Source organism: Streptomyces sp. NPDC045956, from assembly GCF_056430705.1.
Window position 1 is genome coordinate 488,436 of record NZ_JBWKKZ010000004.1, and the last position, 14,929, is coordinate 503,364.

The 14,929-nt window shown below is 74.2% G+C and carries 13 protein-coding genes; 3 read left to right on the forward strand and 10 right to left on the reverse strand.

Annotated elements, in window-relative coordinates; all coding sequences use genetic code 11:
* Positions 1-161: 161 nt before the first annotated feature.
* Complete coding sequence (locus AC07FV_RS14435) at positions 162-1,409, forward strand: FAD-dependent monooxygenase (protein WP_479087375.1); 1,248 nt, start codon at positions 162-164, stop codon at positions 1,407-1,409.
* Between the two features lie 12 nt (positions 1,410-1,421).
* Positions 1,422-2,405 carry an aldo/keto reductase gene (locus AC07FV_RS14440; protein ID WP_479087291.1) on the forward strand — a complete coding sequence of 328 codons (984 nt, stop codon included), beginning with the start codon at positions 1,422-1,424 and terminating at the stop codon, positions 2,403-2,405.
* A 15-nt stretch (positions 2,406-2,420) separates the two neighbouring features.
* On the opposite strand, the gene AC07FV_RS14445 is transcribed toward AC07FV_RS14440, so the two are convergent.
* The gene (locus AC07FV_RS14445; RefSeq protein WP_479087292.1) at positions 2,421-2,768 is read right to left on the reverse strand and encodes a hypothetical protein; all 348 of its coding nucleotides are present in this window, start codon (positions 2,766-2,768) and stop codon (positions 2,421-2,423) included.
* A 152-nt stretch (positions 2,769-2,920) separates the two neighbouring features.
* Between AC07FV_RS14445 and AC07FV_RS14450 the strand changes: the two genes are divergently transcribed.
* The gene (locus tag AC07FV_RS14450) at positions 2,921-3,424 is read left to right on the forward strand and encodes a DUF6328 family protein (protein ID WP_384700820.1); all 504 of its coding nucleotides are present in this window, start codon (positions 2,921-2,923) and stop codon (positions 3,422-3,424) included.
* Between the two features lie 7 nt (positions 3,425-3,431).
* Here the strand turns inward: AC07FV_RS14450 and AC07FV_RS14455 are convergent, their stop codons facing one another.
* From AC07FV_RS14455 to AC07FV_RS14495, 9 genes are all read right to left on the reverse strand, one after another.
* Positions 3,432-3,857 (reverse strand): SsgA family sporulation/cell division regulator, encoded by a 426-nt coding sequence (locus tag AC07FV_RS14455; RefSeq protein ID WP_479087293.1) that lies wholly within the window; start codon positions 3,855-3,857, stop codon positions 3,432-3,434.
* 92 nt (positions 3,858-3,949) lie between these two features.
* Entirely contained in the window at positions 3,950-4,927 is a 978-nt protein-coding gene (locus AC07FV_RS14460; protein ID WP_479087294.1) for an LLM class F420-dependent oxidoreductase, read from the reverse strand.
* Positions 4,928-5,027: 100 nt separating this feature from the next.
* A complete protein-coding gene (locus AC07FV_RS14465) occupies positions 5,028-6,632 on the reverse strand; it encodes a serine/threonine protein kinase (RefSeq protein WP_479087295.1) in 1,605 nt (534 codons plus the stop codon).
* Positions 6,633-6,809: 177 nt separating this feature from the next.
* Entirely contained in the window at positions 6,810-7,769 is a 960-nt protein-coding gene (locus tag AC07FV_RS14470; protein WP_479087297.1) for a threonine/serine dehydratase, read from the reverse strand.
* Positions 7,770-7,911: 142 nt separating this feature from the next.
* On the reverse strand, positions 7,912-8,589 hold the full coding sequence (locus AC07FV_RS14475; RefSeq protein WP_479087298.1) for an AIM24 family protein: 678 nt from the start codon (positions 8,587-8,589) through the stop codon (positions 7,912-7,914).
* Between the two features lie 59 nt (positions 8,590-8,648).
* Positions 8,649-9,953 carry a CAP domain-containing protein gene (locus AC07FV_RS14480; protein WP_479087300.1) on the reverse strand — a complete coding sequence of 435 codons (1,305 nt, stop codon included), beginning with the start codon at positions 9,951-9,953 and terminating at the stop codon, positions 8,649-8,651.
* A gap of 121 nt (positions 9,954-10,074) precedes the next feature.
* A complete protein-coding gene (locus tag AC07FV_RS14485) occupies positions 10,075-13,047 on the reverse strand; it encodes a helix-turn-helix transcriptional regulator (protein WP_479087302.1) in 2,973 nt (990 codons plus the stop codon).
* A gap of 89 nt (positions 13,048-13,136) precedes the next feature.
* Positions 13,137-13,490 carry a UBP-type zinc finger domain-containing protein gene (locus AC07FV_RS14490; RefSeq protein ID WP_479087304.1) on the reverse strand — a complete coding sequence of 118 codons (354 nt, stop codon included), beginning with the start codon at positions 13,488-13,490 and terminating at the stop codon, positions 13,137-13,139.
* Positions 13,487-14,929 (reverse strand): ATP-binding protein, encoded by a 1,443-nt coding sequence (locus AC07FV_RS14495; protein WP_479087377.1) that lies wholly within the window; start codon positions 14,927-14,929, stop codon positions 13,487-13,489. Before AC07FV_RS14495 ends, AC07FV_RS14490 begins: the two co-directional genes overlap by 4 nt.

A 14,929-nucleotide genomic window follows, 5' to 3' on the forward strand; every position in this document is an offset into this window, starting at 1 on the left:
CGCACCCCACCGCGCGCACCCCCGAGTCGTTCCCGGCGGGGCCACCGCACGGGTCGTCGCCGTGCGTCACCGCCGCCCGCCGTCGCGTCCTCCCCGGCAGTGCGTCCGCCTGCTAACCTGCCACGCCATATGACCGTTTTGATGGCATTCCAGGGGTGAGTGTGAAGGTCGCATGCGTCGGTGGCGGACCCGCCGGCCTGTATCTGTCGATCCTGCTGAAGGTGCAGGACCCCTCCCACGACATCACCGTGTACGAACGCAACCCGGAGGGCTCCACCTACGGCTGGGGCGTGACCTACTGGCGGGGTCTCCTCGACCGGCTCCACGCACACGACCCCGAGTCCGCGCGCGCCGTCGAGGAGCACTCCGTGCGCTGGCGGGACGGTGTCGCCCACGTGGACGGCGAGCAGGCCCGCCACCGCGGCGACGAGGGCTTCGGCATCGGCCGCCACCGGCTCCTGGAGATCCTCGCCGCCCGAGCCCGGTCCCTCGGCGTGCGGCTGGAGTTCGACCTGGAGGTCGACGCCGCAGACCTGCCCCCCGCCGACCTCGTCGTGGCCGCAGACGGCGTGGGCAGCGCCCTGCGCACCCGGCATGCCGGTCACTTCGGCACCGAGGCCCGGGCCGGGCGCAACCACTACGCCTGGCTCGGCACCACCAAGGTCTTCGACGCCTTCACCTTCGCGTTCACCGAGACCGACCACGGCTGGATCTGGGCGTACGGCTACGGCTACGGCCCCGAGGGCAGCACCTGCGTCGTCGAGTGCGCGCCCGAGACCTGGACCGGCCTGGGGCTGGACCGCGCCGACGAGGCCGAAGCCCTGACCGTGCTGGAGAAGCTCTTCGCCGACGTCCTGGACGGCCACCCCCTCACCGGGCGGTCAGCGGCCGGCGCCGGCGGCGCGTGGCCCACCTTCCGCACCCTCACCAACCGCACCTGGTACCGCGACAACCTCGTCCTGCTCGGCGACGCCGCGCACACCACGCACTACTCCATCGGCGCCGGCACCACGCTCGCCCTGGAGGACGCCATGGCCCTGTCCGCCGCCCTGCGCGAACGGGCGACCCTCCCGCAGGCGCTCGCCCACTACGAGCGGGAACGCAGGGAGGCCCTGCTCCCGGTGCAGAGCGCGGCCCGGCACAGCGCGCAGTGGTACGAGAACCTGCCCCGCTACATCGGCCTCCCCCCGGAGCAGATGTTCGCCCTGCTCGGCCAGCGCCACTCGCCCCTGCTGCCGTACGTCCCGCCCCGGCTCTACCACCGGCTCGACCGGGCGGCCGGCCGGCTGGAGGCGCTGCGCCGGCTCAAGCGCTGGCTGGGACCCAGGATCGCGCGCACGGTCCAGGCCCGGAGACTCGCCGCGAGTCCGGCGGCAGGTCCCGGCGCGGTGCGGGAGCGCTCCGGGTGACAGACTGTCGCCATGGACGAGCGCACTTTCGACAGGTCGGATCAGCACGCCTCGGTGGTCGGACTCGGCACCTGGCAACTGGGCGCCGACTGGGGGGACGTCGACGACAAGGAAGCCCTCGCGGTGCTGGAGGCGGCCGCCGAGTCCGGGGTGACGTTCTTCGACACCGCGGACGTCTACGGTGACGGGCGCAGCGAGGAGACGATCGCCGGGTTCCTGCGCGGCCGGCCCGACCTGCACGTGCTGATCGCCACCAAGATGGGCCGCCGGGTCGAGCAGATCCCGCAGAACTACGTACTCGACAACTTCCGGGAGTGGAACGACCGCTCCCGGCGCAACCTCGGCGTGGACGTCCTCGACCTGGTGCAGCTGCACTGCCCGCCGACCCCCGTCTACTCCAGCGACGAGGTGTTCGACGCCCTGGACGCCCTCGTCGAGGAGGAGCGCATCGCCGCGTACGGCGTCAGCGTGGAGACCTGCGCCGAGGCGCTGACCGCGATCGCCCGGCCGAACGTGGCGAGCGTGCAGATCATCCTGAACCCGTTCCGGATGAAGCCCCTGCGCGAGGTGCTGCCGGCCGCCCGGGAGGCGGGCGTCGGCATCATCGCCCGGGTGCCGCTGGCCTCCGGACTGCTGTCCGGCAAGTACACCAGGGACGCCGTCTTCGCGGCCAACGACCACCGCAACTTCAACCGGCACGGCGAGGCCTTCGACCAGGGCGAGACCTTCTCCGGTGTCGACTTCGCCACCGGAGTGGAGGCCGCCGCGGAGTTCGCCGCGCTCGCCCCCGAGGGGTACACCCCGGCCCAGCTGGCGCTGCGCTGGATCATCCAGCAGCCCGGCGTCACCACGGTGATCCCGGGAGCGCGTTCACCCGAACAGGCCCGCGCCAACACGGACGCGGCCCGGCTGCCGGAGCTGTCCGAGGAGACGCTCACGGCGATCCGCGACCTGTACGACCGGCGGGTCAGGGACCAGGTCGAGAGCCGCTGGTAGGCGTACCCGTCGCCCTCACGGCACCAGGAGCAGCTGCCGTTCCCGCTCCTGGTCGCCGGAGGCGGCCCCCTCGTTCCTCGTGCTGAAGGCGTGGGCCAGCGTCTTGCTCGCCGCCTCGACGGCCTGCGGCGAGCCCTGGACGGTGACCGATACCGGCTCCGACAGCGTGGTCCCGGCTGGCCGGTCGGCCGTGGCCGCCCGCGGCGCGTCCGGAGAGTCGAAGGTCGCGGTGCGCACCGTCGCCCGCTCGTCGCCCGGCAGGCCGTCGGGCGCGCCGAAGACCTCCTCCAGTGCGCGGACGATCGCCCGCGCGTCGTCGATGCCGCCACCGCTGAGCGTCACGGTGAGCTGTGTGTCGGACATGCTTCGCCCTTCCCCAGGAATCGCGTCGGTCCGGGCCCGTGTATCCGTGCGCTGATCACTCAAACCGGGCGCCGTCGCCCCGACCTGGAGCCTGAGGGTGGAGAACCCGGGAAGAGGGAAGGGAACGCAGGCCGCGGCAACCGGGAGGAACCGTGACGGACCAGGGCGCGACAGCGAACTCGGGTCGGCGCAGAGGGCGCGACGAGACCGAGGAGGAGCGGGCGGACCGCATGTGGACCGAGCTGATCCAGGAGGTCCGCGTCGCGCAGATGGGTGTGCAGATCCTGTTCGGCTTCCTGCTCACCGTCGTGTTCACCCCGAAGTACGACGACCTCTCGGACACCGACCAGATGATCTACCTGGTGACGGTCGTCCTCGGGGCGGTCACCACCGGCGCCCTGATCGGTCCGGTGTCCCTGCACCGCATCGTCGCCGGGCGGCGGGTGAAGCCCCATGCCGTGCGGTGGGCCTCCCGGCTCACCCTGCTCGGCCTGGTCCTGCTGCTCGCCACGACGACCGCCTCGCTCCTGCTGATCCTGCGCGTGGCGACCCACGACGGGTTCGTGCCCTATCTCGTGGCCGGGGTGGTGTTCTGGTACCTGGTGTGCTGGTTCGGCATCCCGTTGTGGACCCGGTACCGCCACACGACGCGCTGACTGCGCGTCACCCCTCGGCCATGACCTCCGCGAGGAAGTCGTCGACGCACACCTCTTCCTCCCCGGGCCGCACCACGGCGTGGGTCTCGCGCAGGAAGGCCTCGACGGCCGCCGCCCACAGGAACACCACGGCGTGGTGGCGGCCTCCGTCGGGCCGGGCGTCGCCGAGCAGTTCGATCCGCAGCTCGTCCCACAGGCCCCGTGACTCGGGCCGCAGTCGCACGTCGCCGACGCCGACCGGGCGGGTCAGCCCGTCGAGCACCATCTCCCGGTCCAGCGACCAGCGGGCGAGGACGCGCCCGTCGTGGCTGAAGACCACGGTGACGGCGAACGGGTCCGCGGAGTCGTAGCCGAGATGGGCGAGCACGGGGAAGCGGTCTGCGTCGCCCGCCTGGAGCTGCACGACCAGGGTCTTGTGCACGAGGGAATTCACGGCTGGGGCCTCCGGAGGACGGACGTGGAGCCCTCTAGTACCCCGCTCACCGGCAAGATGCTCACGCAGACGGGTGAATCGTGCCCCGGGGCTCAGGACCGGCCCAGGGCCTCGCGCAGCGCGGGCAGCAGCGTCTTCTCCGACCAGTCGAGGAAGGCGGGTTGCGTCTCGCCGCCGATCTGCACCAGGGCGACCTCGGTGAACCCGGCCTCGGCGTAGGGGCGCACGGCCTCCACGAACGCGTCCGGGTCGTCACCGCAGGGGATCGACTCGGCGACGTCGTCGGGGGTGACGAACTGGGTGGCCGCCTCGAAGGAATCCGGGTGGGGCAGTTCGGAGTTGACCTTCCAGCCGTTGCCGAACCAGCGGAACTGCGCGTGGGCGCGCTTGATCGCCGTGTCCCGGTCGGGATCGTAGGACACCGGCAGCTGGCCCACGCGCGGCTTGCCCGCACCGCCGTGCCGGTCGAAGGCCTCCAGCAGTGAGGACTTCGGCTCGGTGGCGATGACCAGGTCGGCGTGCTTCCCCGCGAGCGCGCAGGAGCGCTCGCCGGATACGGCGATGCCGATGGGCGGCGCGGTGTCCGGCAGGTCCCACAGCCGTGCCGACTCCACGTCGAAGTGCGTGCCGCGGTGGTTCACGTGGCGGCCCTCGAAGAGCCCCGTGATGATCTCCACCGCCTCTTCGAGCATCTCGTGCCGGACGTCGACCGACGGCCAGCCGCCTCCCACGACGTGCTCGTTGAGGTTCTCGCCCGAGCCGAGGCCGAGCCGGAACCGGCCCTCGGACAGCAACTGCAACGTCGCCGCCTTCTGCGCCACCACCGCGGGGTGGTAGCGGAAGGTCGGACACGTCACGTAGGTCATCAGCGGGATGCGCGAGGTCGCCTGGGCCGCCGCGCCCAGCACGGCCCAGGCGTAGGGCGAGTGACCCTGCGAGCGCAGCCACGGGAAGTAGTGGTCCGAGGTCACCGAGAAGTCGAAGCCCGCTTCCTCGGCCCGCACCAGATGGCCGACGAGCTCACGGGGGCCGGCCTGCTCGGTCATCATCGTGTATCCGATTTGCACCATGGGGCGCGAGTCCCCGCCCGGGCGCAGCGAAAACGGGGCGAAATACCGCGCGCGCCCGGTGCCCGCACCGCGAACCCGCCCCCGCACCGGGCGACGAGGTTCAGGACGGGGAGGGACGGCGCGCGTCCTCCCGGAACGTCTCCAGGAAGGCGGCGAGCGCCCGCTCGTTCCCGGCGTCGTCCCAGTCCTCGGCGGGCGTCGTCCAGCGCAGCGAGAAGCTCCGTCCGCCGCCGAGGAGGAAGCCGCGGCCGAAGGTGCGGATTCGGGTGCCGTCGGCCTCGGCGGTCCACTCCATGTCGGCCGCCTCACGTCCCCGGTACCTCGTCGCGCGGATCTCGCCGATCCGCCGGTAGTCCCCGGACCGCTCCAGACCGGGCTCGACGTCCTCGCGCCACACCGCCACGGGATCGGCGCCCGCCCGCTCGCTGTAGGTGACCGCGAGGGTGCGCGGGTCGCCGGACGCGCCCAGGACCACCCGGTAGGCCACGTCCGACACCCGGGAGGTGCTCAGCCGCCGCCAGTCCTCGGGCAGCGCGACGGAGAACCCCTCGGGTGCGTCGTAGCGGCGGAACCCGGCCGGCAGGGCGCCGCCCGGCCGCGAGGGGGAGGGGGTCGCACTCGGCCGGGGAGCGGGGGAGGAGGGGGCCGTGTCGTCCCCGGGCGGCGACACGGGGGCCGAAGGGCGCTGCCGGGGGCCGGTGCCGATGGCGGAGCCGTCACCCGAGCCGGGCAGGCCGTGGGTGACGGCGAGGACGGCCGCCGTGACCGCGACGACGGCCAGGGCGGTCCCCGCGAGCACCGTCCGCCGGCTCCACCCGCGGCCCGCGTACCGGGCGGCGGCGCACGCGCCCCGGAGCCGGGGGCGGGACGCCCCGCGCACGACCGGCTCGGGCTCCTCGGCCAGCGCCCGGGTGAGGGCCTCGCGCACCACCGGGCGGGTCAGCCGCTCCCGCGGGTCCTTCCGGAGCAGTCCCTGCACGGCCTGCGTGAGCGGACCGGCGCGCACGGGCGTGCGCAGCGGCAGCCGGTCCACGCCCCTCAGCGTCGCCTCGGGCCGCTCGCGGTCGCGGAACGGAGGGCGTCCCTCGACCATCGTGTAGAGGATCGCGCCCAGCGCCCAGAGATCGGCCGCCGGCCCGATCCGCTCGTCGCGCGCCTGCTCGGGCGAGGCGTACGAGGGTGCCGTGAGCCGGGGGGCGAGGGTGGCGCCGGCCAGGCCGAAGCCGGTGACGACGACCGAGCCCTCCTCGGCCACGAACACCTGCCCCGGGCTCAGCTCGCCGTGTGTGACCCCCAGGTCGTGGGCCGCCTCCAGCACGTCCAGCAGGGCAAGGCCGATCCGTGCCGCCCGCGCGTAGCTGAAGGCGCCCTGCCCGGCCAGGAGTTCACCGAGCGGCACGCCGGCGACCCGTTCGGTCACCGTCCACAGGACGCCGTCCGTCACGACGGCGTCGGACACCGCGGCGATCCGCCCGGGGCACAGCGACCGCATGGTCTCGCCGGTGCGCACCACACGGCCGGTGGCCCGGCGGGCGGTCTGGGCCGCGTGGCCCTCCGGCAGCGCGATCTGCGTGACCAGGCACGGGCGGCCGGTCTCCGCGTCCACCCCGGACCAGCAGAGCCGGTTCGTCTCGCGGTGGACGACCTCCAGGAGGCGGTACCGCCCGGCGACCGATCCCTGTGTGGAGACGTGCGCCCTGCCCATGGCCACCCCTCGTTCGCACCGCCGGCTCTCGGCTTGCCCAGCAGTACGGTGAGGAGGCCGGGGTGCGTTCAACGCGGGTGGATCAGGGGGTCGATTCCGACCGTTCTTCAACCTGCGCATCCGGGGCCGACCCGGTGGTGCCCCGCGGTACACGCGGTTGCGGCCCGGATGCGGGCGTCAGCGCAGACCGAAGCGGTCCGCCCAGGCCGCCATGTCGGCGATGGTCGCGTTGCCGCCGCAGACCACCAGACCGATCCGCGCGGTGTCGCCCACCCGCTCCACCACCCGCCGGGCCGCGGGCAGCAGGCAGCCGGCGGCCGGCTCGGTCCACACCTTCGCGTGCTCGGCGAGGGCCTGCGAACCCTCCACGGCTTCCCGGTCCGAAACCACCAGCACCTCGGTCACCAGCGCCGACACATGCTCGTAGGTCACCTGGGAGACGGACGGAGCGCTCAGCGTGGTGACGACCGACGACAGGGCCACCGGGAGCGGCCCGCCCGCCGCCAGCGCCCGGGACATGGCCTCGGCACCCTCGGTCTCCACACCCCAGATCCGCACGTCCGGCCGCACCGCCCGCAGCCCCGCCGCCACACCGGCGATCAGCCCACCGCCCCCGATGCTCACGAGCACGTCGGTCAGCTCCCCGGCGTCCGCGGCGAACTCCAGCCCCACCGTGCCCTGGCCGGCGATCACCACGGGGTCGTCGAAGGGGTGGACCAGGGTCAGGCCCTCCTCGCGGAGCCGGCTCACCAACGCGAAGGCGCTGTCCATCCCGTCCGTCAGCCGCACCAGCGCCCCCGCCTCCTCGGCGATCTCCACGGAGCGGGCCGGTGCCGTGCGCGGCATGACCACCGTGGCCTTGACGTCGAGGGCGGCGGCCATCACCGCCACCGCGATGCCGTGGTTGCCGCCGCTGACCGCGACGACACCGGCGGCCCGCTCGGCCTCGGTCAGCGACAGCAGCTTCGCCGTCGCGCCGCGCGCCTTGAACGAGCCGGTGCGCTGGAGCAGCTCCAGTTTCGCGGTGACCGGGACCCCGAGCAGCGCGGACAGCCCGGGGCTGGGCACGGTCGGGGTGCGTACGACATGTCCGGCGATCCGCTCCGCCGCGGCTTCGATCTCCGTGATCCCGATCAAGGCACTCATCCTTCCGGCGCGGGCGGTGATCCGCGACCGTGCGCACCCTTTCGCGTGCCGCGTCCGAGGTCAACACGGTTCCGAGGCGTGGTCGGGCGGCAGGACGTCGGCCGCCGGGACGCCGGCGAACGGTCCCGTCGCCTCAGTGCGCCTGCGCCTTCTGCGGCGTCACCTCGCTCGGCCGCACGACGACGAAGCCCTCGCCCTGCAGCACCAGTTGCACGGCCTCGCCCGAGCCGCCGCGCAGCATCGAGCCGATGGACTGCGAGCGGTGCAGGGAGGTGGCGAGTCCGGCGGACCAGCCCACGATCGCGTCCGTGTCGACGTAGACCGGGTACTGCGGCGAGACCGGGATGACGAGCGGACTGCCCTCGCACACCAGCCCCAGCCTGCCCTGCCCGGTGAAGACGCTGTTGAACAGCCCGCCGCCGGCGATGCCCGAGCCCTTCACGGTGGAGATGCGGTACGACAGCGAGGTGTCGAAGCACAGCACGTTGCGGCCGTTGACCGTGAACTCGTCGCCGGGCTCGACCTCCACGATGAAGCAGCTCTGCGCCTCGTGCGCGAACCAGGCCTCGCCCTGCCCGCTCACCGCCATCAGGGGCAGCCCCTCCCCGGTGACCGCGCGTTTGAGCATGCCGCCCACGCCCTGGCCCTTGCGCTCGAACCGGAGGTTGCCGCGGTAGGCGACCATCGCGCCCTGCCGGGCCAGCATGTCGCCGTTCACCGTGTAACGGATGCATTTGGAGTTCTCGACGGTCATGCCCGGCGCGGTGGCGGGCTGCACCATGTGCTCGCTGGAAAAGAGGTCACCCTTCATACGGGCATCCTGGCCCGGAGGGGTGCCTTCCGCCAAGATCGGTCACCGGACGCCGGGCCTCAGCCGCCGAAGAGCTGCGTCCAGTAGGTGCCGGCCCGGCCGCCGCCGGCGAAGCCGATCCCGATGTGGGTGAAGTCGGCCTTCAGGATGTTGGCGCGGTGTCCGGGGCTGTTCATCCAGCCTTCCACGACATCGGCGGGGGAGCGCTGGCCGCAGGCTATGTTCTCGCCGACGGTGCGGCGCGCGGCGCCCGCGGCGGCGGCCCGGTCCCAGGGTCTGCCGCCGTCCGGGTCGGTGTGGGAGTAGAAGTCGCGGGCCACCATGTCATCGCTGTGCGCCTGCGCGGCCGCGGTGAGCCGCGGGTCGGCCGCCAGCACGGGCAGCCCCGCCGCCGACCGCTCCCGGTTGGTGAGGTCGACGACCTCGGCCGCGGTGCGGGCCAGGCCGTCCGGTGTGAACGGCACGGCCCACAGCGCCGTCCAGTACGTGTCGCCCGAGCCGCCGTGCGTGGCGTGGGCCCACCCGGTGTGGGTGAAGGCGGCGTGCAGTGTGCGCCGGGTGCGCTCGGTGCCCAGGCAGTACGCGACGAACTCGGCGGGCGTGCGCGGGCCCGAGACCAGGTGCTCGCCGACGGTGAGGTACGCGTACCCGGCCGAGACGACGCGCTGGTGGACGCTGACGCCGTCGCGGGTCTCCACGCTCAGGGTGCCGGCGGCGGCCATGGCGGTGGCGTGCGCACGCGCCGCGCGGACCAGCCGCGCGTCGGTGGCTACCGGGCCCGAACCGGCGGCCGCCCGGGCGGAGTTCACCAGGGCGAGGAAGCCGTCGGGGTCGGCGGCGGGCGCCGGGGGAGGGGCCGTCGGACGGATGCCGGGTGCGGCGGCGTCCTCGACGACGTCCACCCCGAAGTCCCGGGCGAGTCCGGCGAGTCCGTCGGCGTACCCCTGGCCGAGCGCGCGCAGCTTCCAGCCCGCGCCGCGCCGGTAGAACTCCGCGAGCAGCAGTACGGTCTCCTGCCGGGGCCGCTCGGGGGTGAACCGGGTCAGCATCCGGCCGCGGGCGTCGGTGACCTGGAGGGTGGGGGAGGGCAGCGCGCTCAGGGCGGTCGCTGGGTCCGAGGGGCTGACCGCCACCGTCACCCGGGTGGCACCGGGGCGCAGCCGCCCGGGATCGACGGTGAGCGTGTCGCCGCGCAGCCGGGCGCCGGGTGCCTCCGGCTGGTTGTAGAAGACGAAGTCCTCGTCGCCGCGCACCTTCCCGCCGTCGTCCGTGACGAGCGCCGACACGTCGAAGTCGCCGGGCACCCGCACGCTCACGGGGCCGTCCGGCAGAGGGACGTTGCCCCCGGGGACCAACTCGCTCATCGTGCCGTCCTTCGTCGTGGTCCGCGCTCCGGTCGGGTCTCTCGGTGACGGCTCAACGACCGCCGCCCACCGGGGGTTCCCGGGACCGGGCGGTGCCCGGTACGGGCCGATGCGGGCCGGGTCAGGACGGTGTGGTCGGCTCCGGGGCGACGAGTCCCCGGCGGTAGGCGACCGCCACCGCCTCCGTACGGCTGGCGGCGTCCAGCTTGGCGAGGATGTTGGAGACGTGGACGCTCGCCGTCTTGGCGCTGATGAACAGCTCCTCGCCGATCTGGCGGTTGCTGCGGCCGAGGGCGAGGAGCCGCAGCACGTCCTGTTCGCGGGCCGTCAGCACGGCGGAACCCTCCCTGGCGCCCGTGAGCCTGCCCCGGCGGGCCAGCCCGTCCAGGCGCTCGCGCAGCAGGGTGGCGCCCAGCCGGTCGGCCTCCCGCCGTACGCCGTCGGCCTCGACGGCCGCCTCCTCGCGGCGGTCGGCCGCCAGCAGCGCCTCGGCCAGCCTGAACCGGCATCGCGCGCGTTCGTAGACGTCGCCGTGCGCGAACCCCTCCACCGCCCGCCGCCAGGCCGCCGGGTCGGGTCCGGCCCCCTCGATCCGGGTCATCTCCGCCTCGGCGCGTGCCAGCCACGCCTGCCCCTCCGGCCCCTGCGGTACGCCGTCCTCTCCGTGCCCTGCGGCCCGGCGGGCCTGCGCCAGAAGCTCCTTCGCGGTGGCCGTCCAGCGGCCCGCCTCCGTCCCGTCGCCGGCCCCGCGCAGCTCGACGACCCGGTCGGCGACCGCGGACAGGGCGAGGGCGGCCAGTCGGACGGTGGCGGCGGGCAGCACGCCCGCGTCGTCGGTGAGCACCTCCACGGTGGACCGCATCCACCGCACGGCCTCCTCCGCGTCACCCCGCGAAGCGGCGGCGTCGGTCAGCACGATGCCCGCCACCAGCGTGGCCATCCAGTCGAACGGGCCCTCCAGCAGCGCGCGGGCCCGGTCGGCGGCCGAGAGGTCCCCGCGCGCCAGCGCCACGTAGAGCCCGGGGCCCGCGCCATGACCCCCCGCGGCGGGCAGCACACCGGCGTCGTCCGCCGCCGCGCGCACGCACTCGTCCCAGTGGCCCAGCGTGTACTGCACCAGCAGCCGCAGGTACCGCATCTCACGGGGGTACGGCGACGACAGCAGCCCGGAACGCCGGGCCCGGTCCAGCCCCTCCGACGCCCAGTGCCGGCACTCCTCCAGGTCACCGGACTCGAAGCTCCCGATGGCGAGGTTGAACAGGGCGCGCATCTCCACCGGCGCGTTCCCCGCCCGCCGTGCCAGCTCCCGCGCCTCCAGCAGCCGTTCCCGGCCCCGCGGGGTGCTCCGGTTGCCGCCTTCGAGGCTGGTCAGGGAGATCAGCAGATCGGCGCGGGCGTCGGCGACGCCCAGCTGGTCGGCGACGCCCAGCGCCCGGCGGGCGACCCGCAGCGCCGTCTCGTACTCGCCGACCTGGCGGGCCGCCATGACGTGCGTCGCCGCGGCCCACATCCACGTCGCCGACGGCGGCTCGGCGGGGATCAGTTCGAGCGCCTCGCTGCTGTGCGTGAACGCGGCCGACAGGTTGTCGACGTTCAGCAGGTTCCCGGCGAGCGTGTACCGGACGCGGGCGGCCAGCTCCAGGTCGGCGTCCTGGCCGAGGCCGGCCAGCGCGGAGCGGGTGAGGGAGACCGCGCGGTGCAGCTCCCCGGCGTGCGCGGCGGCGGCCGAGGCGCGCAGCGTGAGCGTCACGGCGTCGGAACCGGCCGGCCGCGCCGCCGCGTCGACCGCCGACCACAGGTCGAGGGCCGCCTCCACGTGCCGCAGTTCCTCCGCCGGCGCCCCGACGCGCTGGGCGTGGTCCGCGGCGGCCAGGGACGCGGCGAGCGCCTCGGGCAGGTCGTGACTCTCCCGGTAGTGGTGCGCGCGCTCGGCGGCACTGTCGGACCGGCTCCCCGGCCCGGAGAGCAGCCGGGCGAACGCGCCGTGCAGCCGGGCCCGTTCGCCGGGCAGCAGGTCGGCGTAGACCGCCTCCCGGGCGAGGGCGTGGCGGAAGGAGTAGGCGCCGTCGTCGCCGGTGACGAGCAACTGCCGCCCCACCGCCTCCCGCAGGGCCGTCTCCAGCTCCTCCTCGGGCAGCCCGACCGCCTCCCGCAGCAGCTCGTGCCCCACGCGCCGCCCGGCGACGGCCGCGGTGCGCAGGACCTGCTGGGCGGTCTCGGAGAGCTGCTCGAACCGGATGAGCAGGACGTCGGCCAGACCGCTGGGCACCCCTGAGGCGGGCGCGTCCGCGGCCGCGACCAGTTCCTCGGCGTAGAAGGCGTTGCCCTCGGCGCGTTCCACGATCCGGTGCACGGTGGTGTCGGGCAGCGGCCGGTCCCCGAGGAGGCGCACCAGCCGGGCCACGTCGGCGTCGGGCAGCGGGCGCAGTTCCAGGCGTTCCACGGCGGGCAGCCGTACCAGCTCGGCCAGCAGGGGCCGCAGCGGGTGGCGCCGGTGCAGGTCGTCCGCCCGGTACGAGGCGAGCACCGCAAGCCGGTGGCCGGGCGCCCCGCCCGCCGGCCGGTGCAGGACCCCCCGGCTGAGCAGGAACCGCAGCAGGTCCCGGGAGGACTGGTCGGCCCAGTGCAGGTCCTCCAGGACCAGCAGCAGCGGGGTGATCTCCGCCAGCTCGGTCAGCAGGGCCGCCACCCCCTCGAACAGCCGCAGCCGCGACCGCGTGGTGGCGTCCCCGCCGTCGGGACCGTCGTCCACACCGCCGCCGAGCAGCCGGTCGGCGGCCGGATGGGCGGCCAGGACGGCGGCGAAGCGCTCGTCGGCCGCGAGCGCGCCGAGTATCTCGGTGAACGGCAGGTACGGCAGGCCCACGTCCCCCAGGTCGACGCAGTGCCCGGTGAGCACGGTCGTCCCGGCCGCGGCGGCCCGCCCGGCGACCTCGTCGAGCGTCCGGGTCTTGCCGACCCCGGCGTCCCCGGCGATCAGTACCGCACGGGCCTCGCCCGAACGAGCCCGTTCCAGGACGTCGTCCAGGCGCGCGAGTTCGTCCTCGCGGCCGACGAGCGGGCTGGTGAACATGGTCTGCGACACGCCGCCCATCCTGGCACGAGCCCGGCGGTCGGTCCGGCGCCGGTGCGGCCGGCCCCCGAGGGACCGGCGCGAGGCCACCGGACCGGGCCGCGCCCTCCTCAACGACGCAGCGTCTCGGCCCAGTCCGCGGGCACCCGTCCCGCCGGTCCGGGGCTCGGCTGGTCCTCCGGGTGGCTGCGCGGTGCGGCCAGTTCGGGGCCGGACTCCCGCACCTCCTCGGTCGCGTAGTCCCAGTACCAGTCCTCACCCGGTTCGAAGCTCTGCACCACCGGATGCCCGGTCGCGCGGAAGTGCCCGGTCGCGTGCTGCCCGGGCGAGCTGTCGCAGCAGCCGACGTGACCGCAGCCGGCGCAGCGCCGCAGGTGGAACCACCAGCCGTCCACCGCGTCGCAGTCGGCGCAGCCGGGGCCGCTCGGCGGGACGGTGGGGTCGATTCCGGTGTCGTCGGTCATGCGGACTCCTCGGTCGGTTCGGGTGCGGCGGCGGTCAGCGGGAGCAGCACCTGGAAGCGGGTGTCGCCGGGCACGGAGTCCACCCGCAGCGTGCCGTGGTGCTTGTTGACCACGATCCGCCAGGAGATGTCCAGACCGAGCCCGGTGCCCTCGCCCACCGGCTTGGTGGTGAAGAACGGATCGAAGATGCGGTCGCGGATCTCCGGCGCGATCCCCGTCCCGGTGTCGCGGAACTCCACGAGCAGCCGGTCGTGGTGGAGCGTGGTCCGCACGGTCAGGGTGCCGTCGCCGCCCGCGCCGTTCACCGCGGAGACCGCGTTGTCGATGAGGTTGGTCCACACCTGGTTCAGTTCCGCCGGGTACGCCGGGATCTCGGGCACGGTGCGGTCGTAGTCCTTGACGACGTCGATCCGGGGGCCGATCTTGCCGGACAGCATCAGCAGGGTGCTGTCCAGGAGTTCGTGGACGTCGACGGTCCGGTAGGGGGCCCGGTCGAGCTGCGCGTACTGCTTGGCTGCGTCGACGAGGTGCGAGACTCGGGCGGTGGAGTCCGCGATCTCGTCCATCAGCAGTTCGGTCTCGACCGTGTAGTTGAGCCAGCCGATCGCCCCCGGCAGCAGCTGCTCGTCCACCGCCGCCGCCACCTGGTCCAGCCACTCGGTGTCCAGCCCGGCCTGCACGAAGGTCGGCGCGATCCGCCAGCCCTGTTCGACGCCGTGGTCGTCCAGCCAGTCGGCGAGGGCGTCCTCCCGGTCGCTGGCCTCCAGCGGGGAGAGGGAGGGGGCCTTGGCCACCCGCTCCGCCGTGCGCTCCTGGATCTCGATGAGCCCGGCGAGCGCGTCGCGGGTGAACGGTCCCTCGGTGATGACGGCCAGTTTGTGGCGCATCTTCGCCACCCGCTCCCGCAGCGCCGAGGTGGCCCGTACGGCCGCCGCCGCCGGGTTGTTCAGCTCGTGCGTGAGACCGGCGGACAGCGAACCGAGCGCCAGCAGCCGCTCCCGCTGACCGATGGCCCGCTGGGTGTTCTGCGAACCGAAGAACAGCCCCTCCAGCAGGTGCACCGCCATCGGGAACCACTCCTGCATGACGCTCGCGAAGGTCTGCGCCGGCAGCACGAAGAACCGGGTCGGCTCGGTGACCCGCATCGAGTTCGTGTAGACCTGCGGCACCCGGTCGCCGACGTACGCCTGCATCGCCCCGGCGTACACCCCGCGCTGCGAGGTGCGGTGGGTCTCCACCTCGTCCCCGCCGACCCGCCGGGAGAGCACGACCGTCCCGTCCAGCAACACGTAGAAGCAGGTCGCGTCCTCGCCCTCGGCGTACACCGGCCCGGGTTCGAACCGTTCCACCCGGCCCTCGGCGCACAGCCGGCCCAACTGCTCGGGGGTCAGCTTCTCGAACAGGAACAGCTCCCCGATCTCCCGGGGGCTGCACGGCAT

Coding starts and splice junctions, on each gene's coding strand:
- AC07FV_RS14465 (WP_479087295.1), bottom strand. CDS start 6,632: ATGGGCAGGGCGCACGTCTCCACACAGGGATCGGTCGCCGGGCGGTAC.
- AC07FV_RS14475 (WP_479087298.1), bottom strand. CDS start 8,589: ATGAAGGGTGACCTCTTTTCCAGCGAGCACATGGTGCAGCCCGCCACC.
- AC07FV_RS14485 (WP_479087302.1), bottom strand. CDS start 13,047: ATGGGCGGCGTGTCGCAGACCATGTTCACCAGCCCGCTCGTCGGCCGC.
- AC07FV_RS14480 (WP_479087300.1), bottom strand. CDS start 9,953: ATGAGCGAGTTGGTCCCCGGGGGCAACGTCCCTCTGCCGGACGGCCCC.
- AC07FV_RS14495 (WP_479087377.1), bottom strand. CDS start 14,929: ATGCCGTGCAGCCCCCGGGAGATCGGGGAGCTGTTCCTGTTCGAGAAG.
- AC07FV_RS14460 (WP_479087294.1), bottom strand. CDS start 4,927: ATGGTGCAAATCGGATACACGATGATGACCGAGCAGGCCGGCCCCCGT.
- AC07FV_RS14445 (WP_479087292.1), bottom strand. CDS start 2,768: ATGTCCGACACACAGCTCACCGTGACGCTCAGCGGTGGCGGCATCGAC.
- AC07FV_RS14440 (WP_479087291.1), top strand. CDS start 1,422: ATGGACGAGCGCACTTTCGACAGGTCGGATCAGCACGCCTCGGTGGTC.
- AC07FV_RS14490 (WP_479087304.1), bottom strand. CDS start 13,490: ATGACCGACGACACCGGAATCGACCCCACCGTCCCGCCGAGCGGCCCC.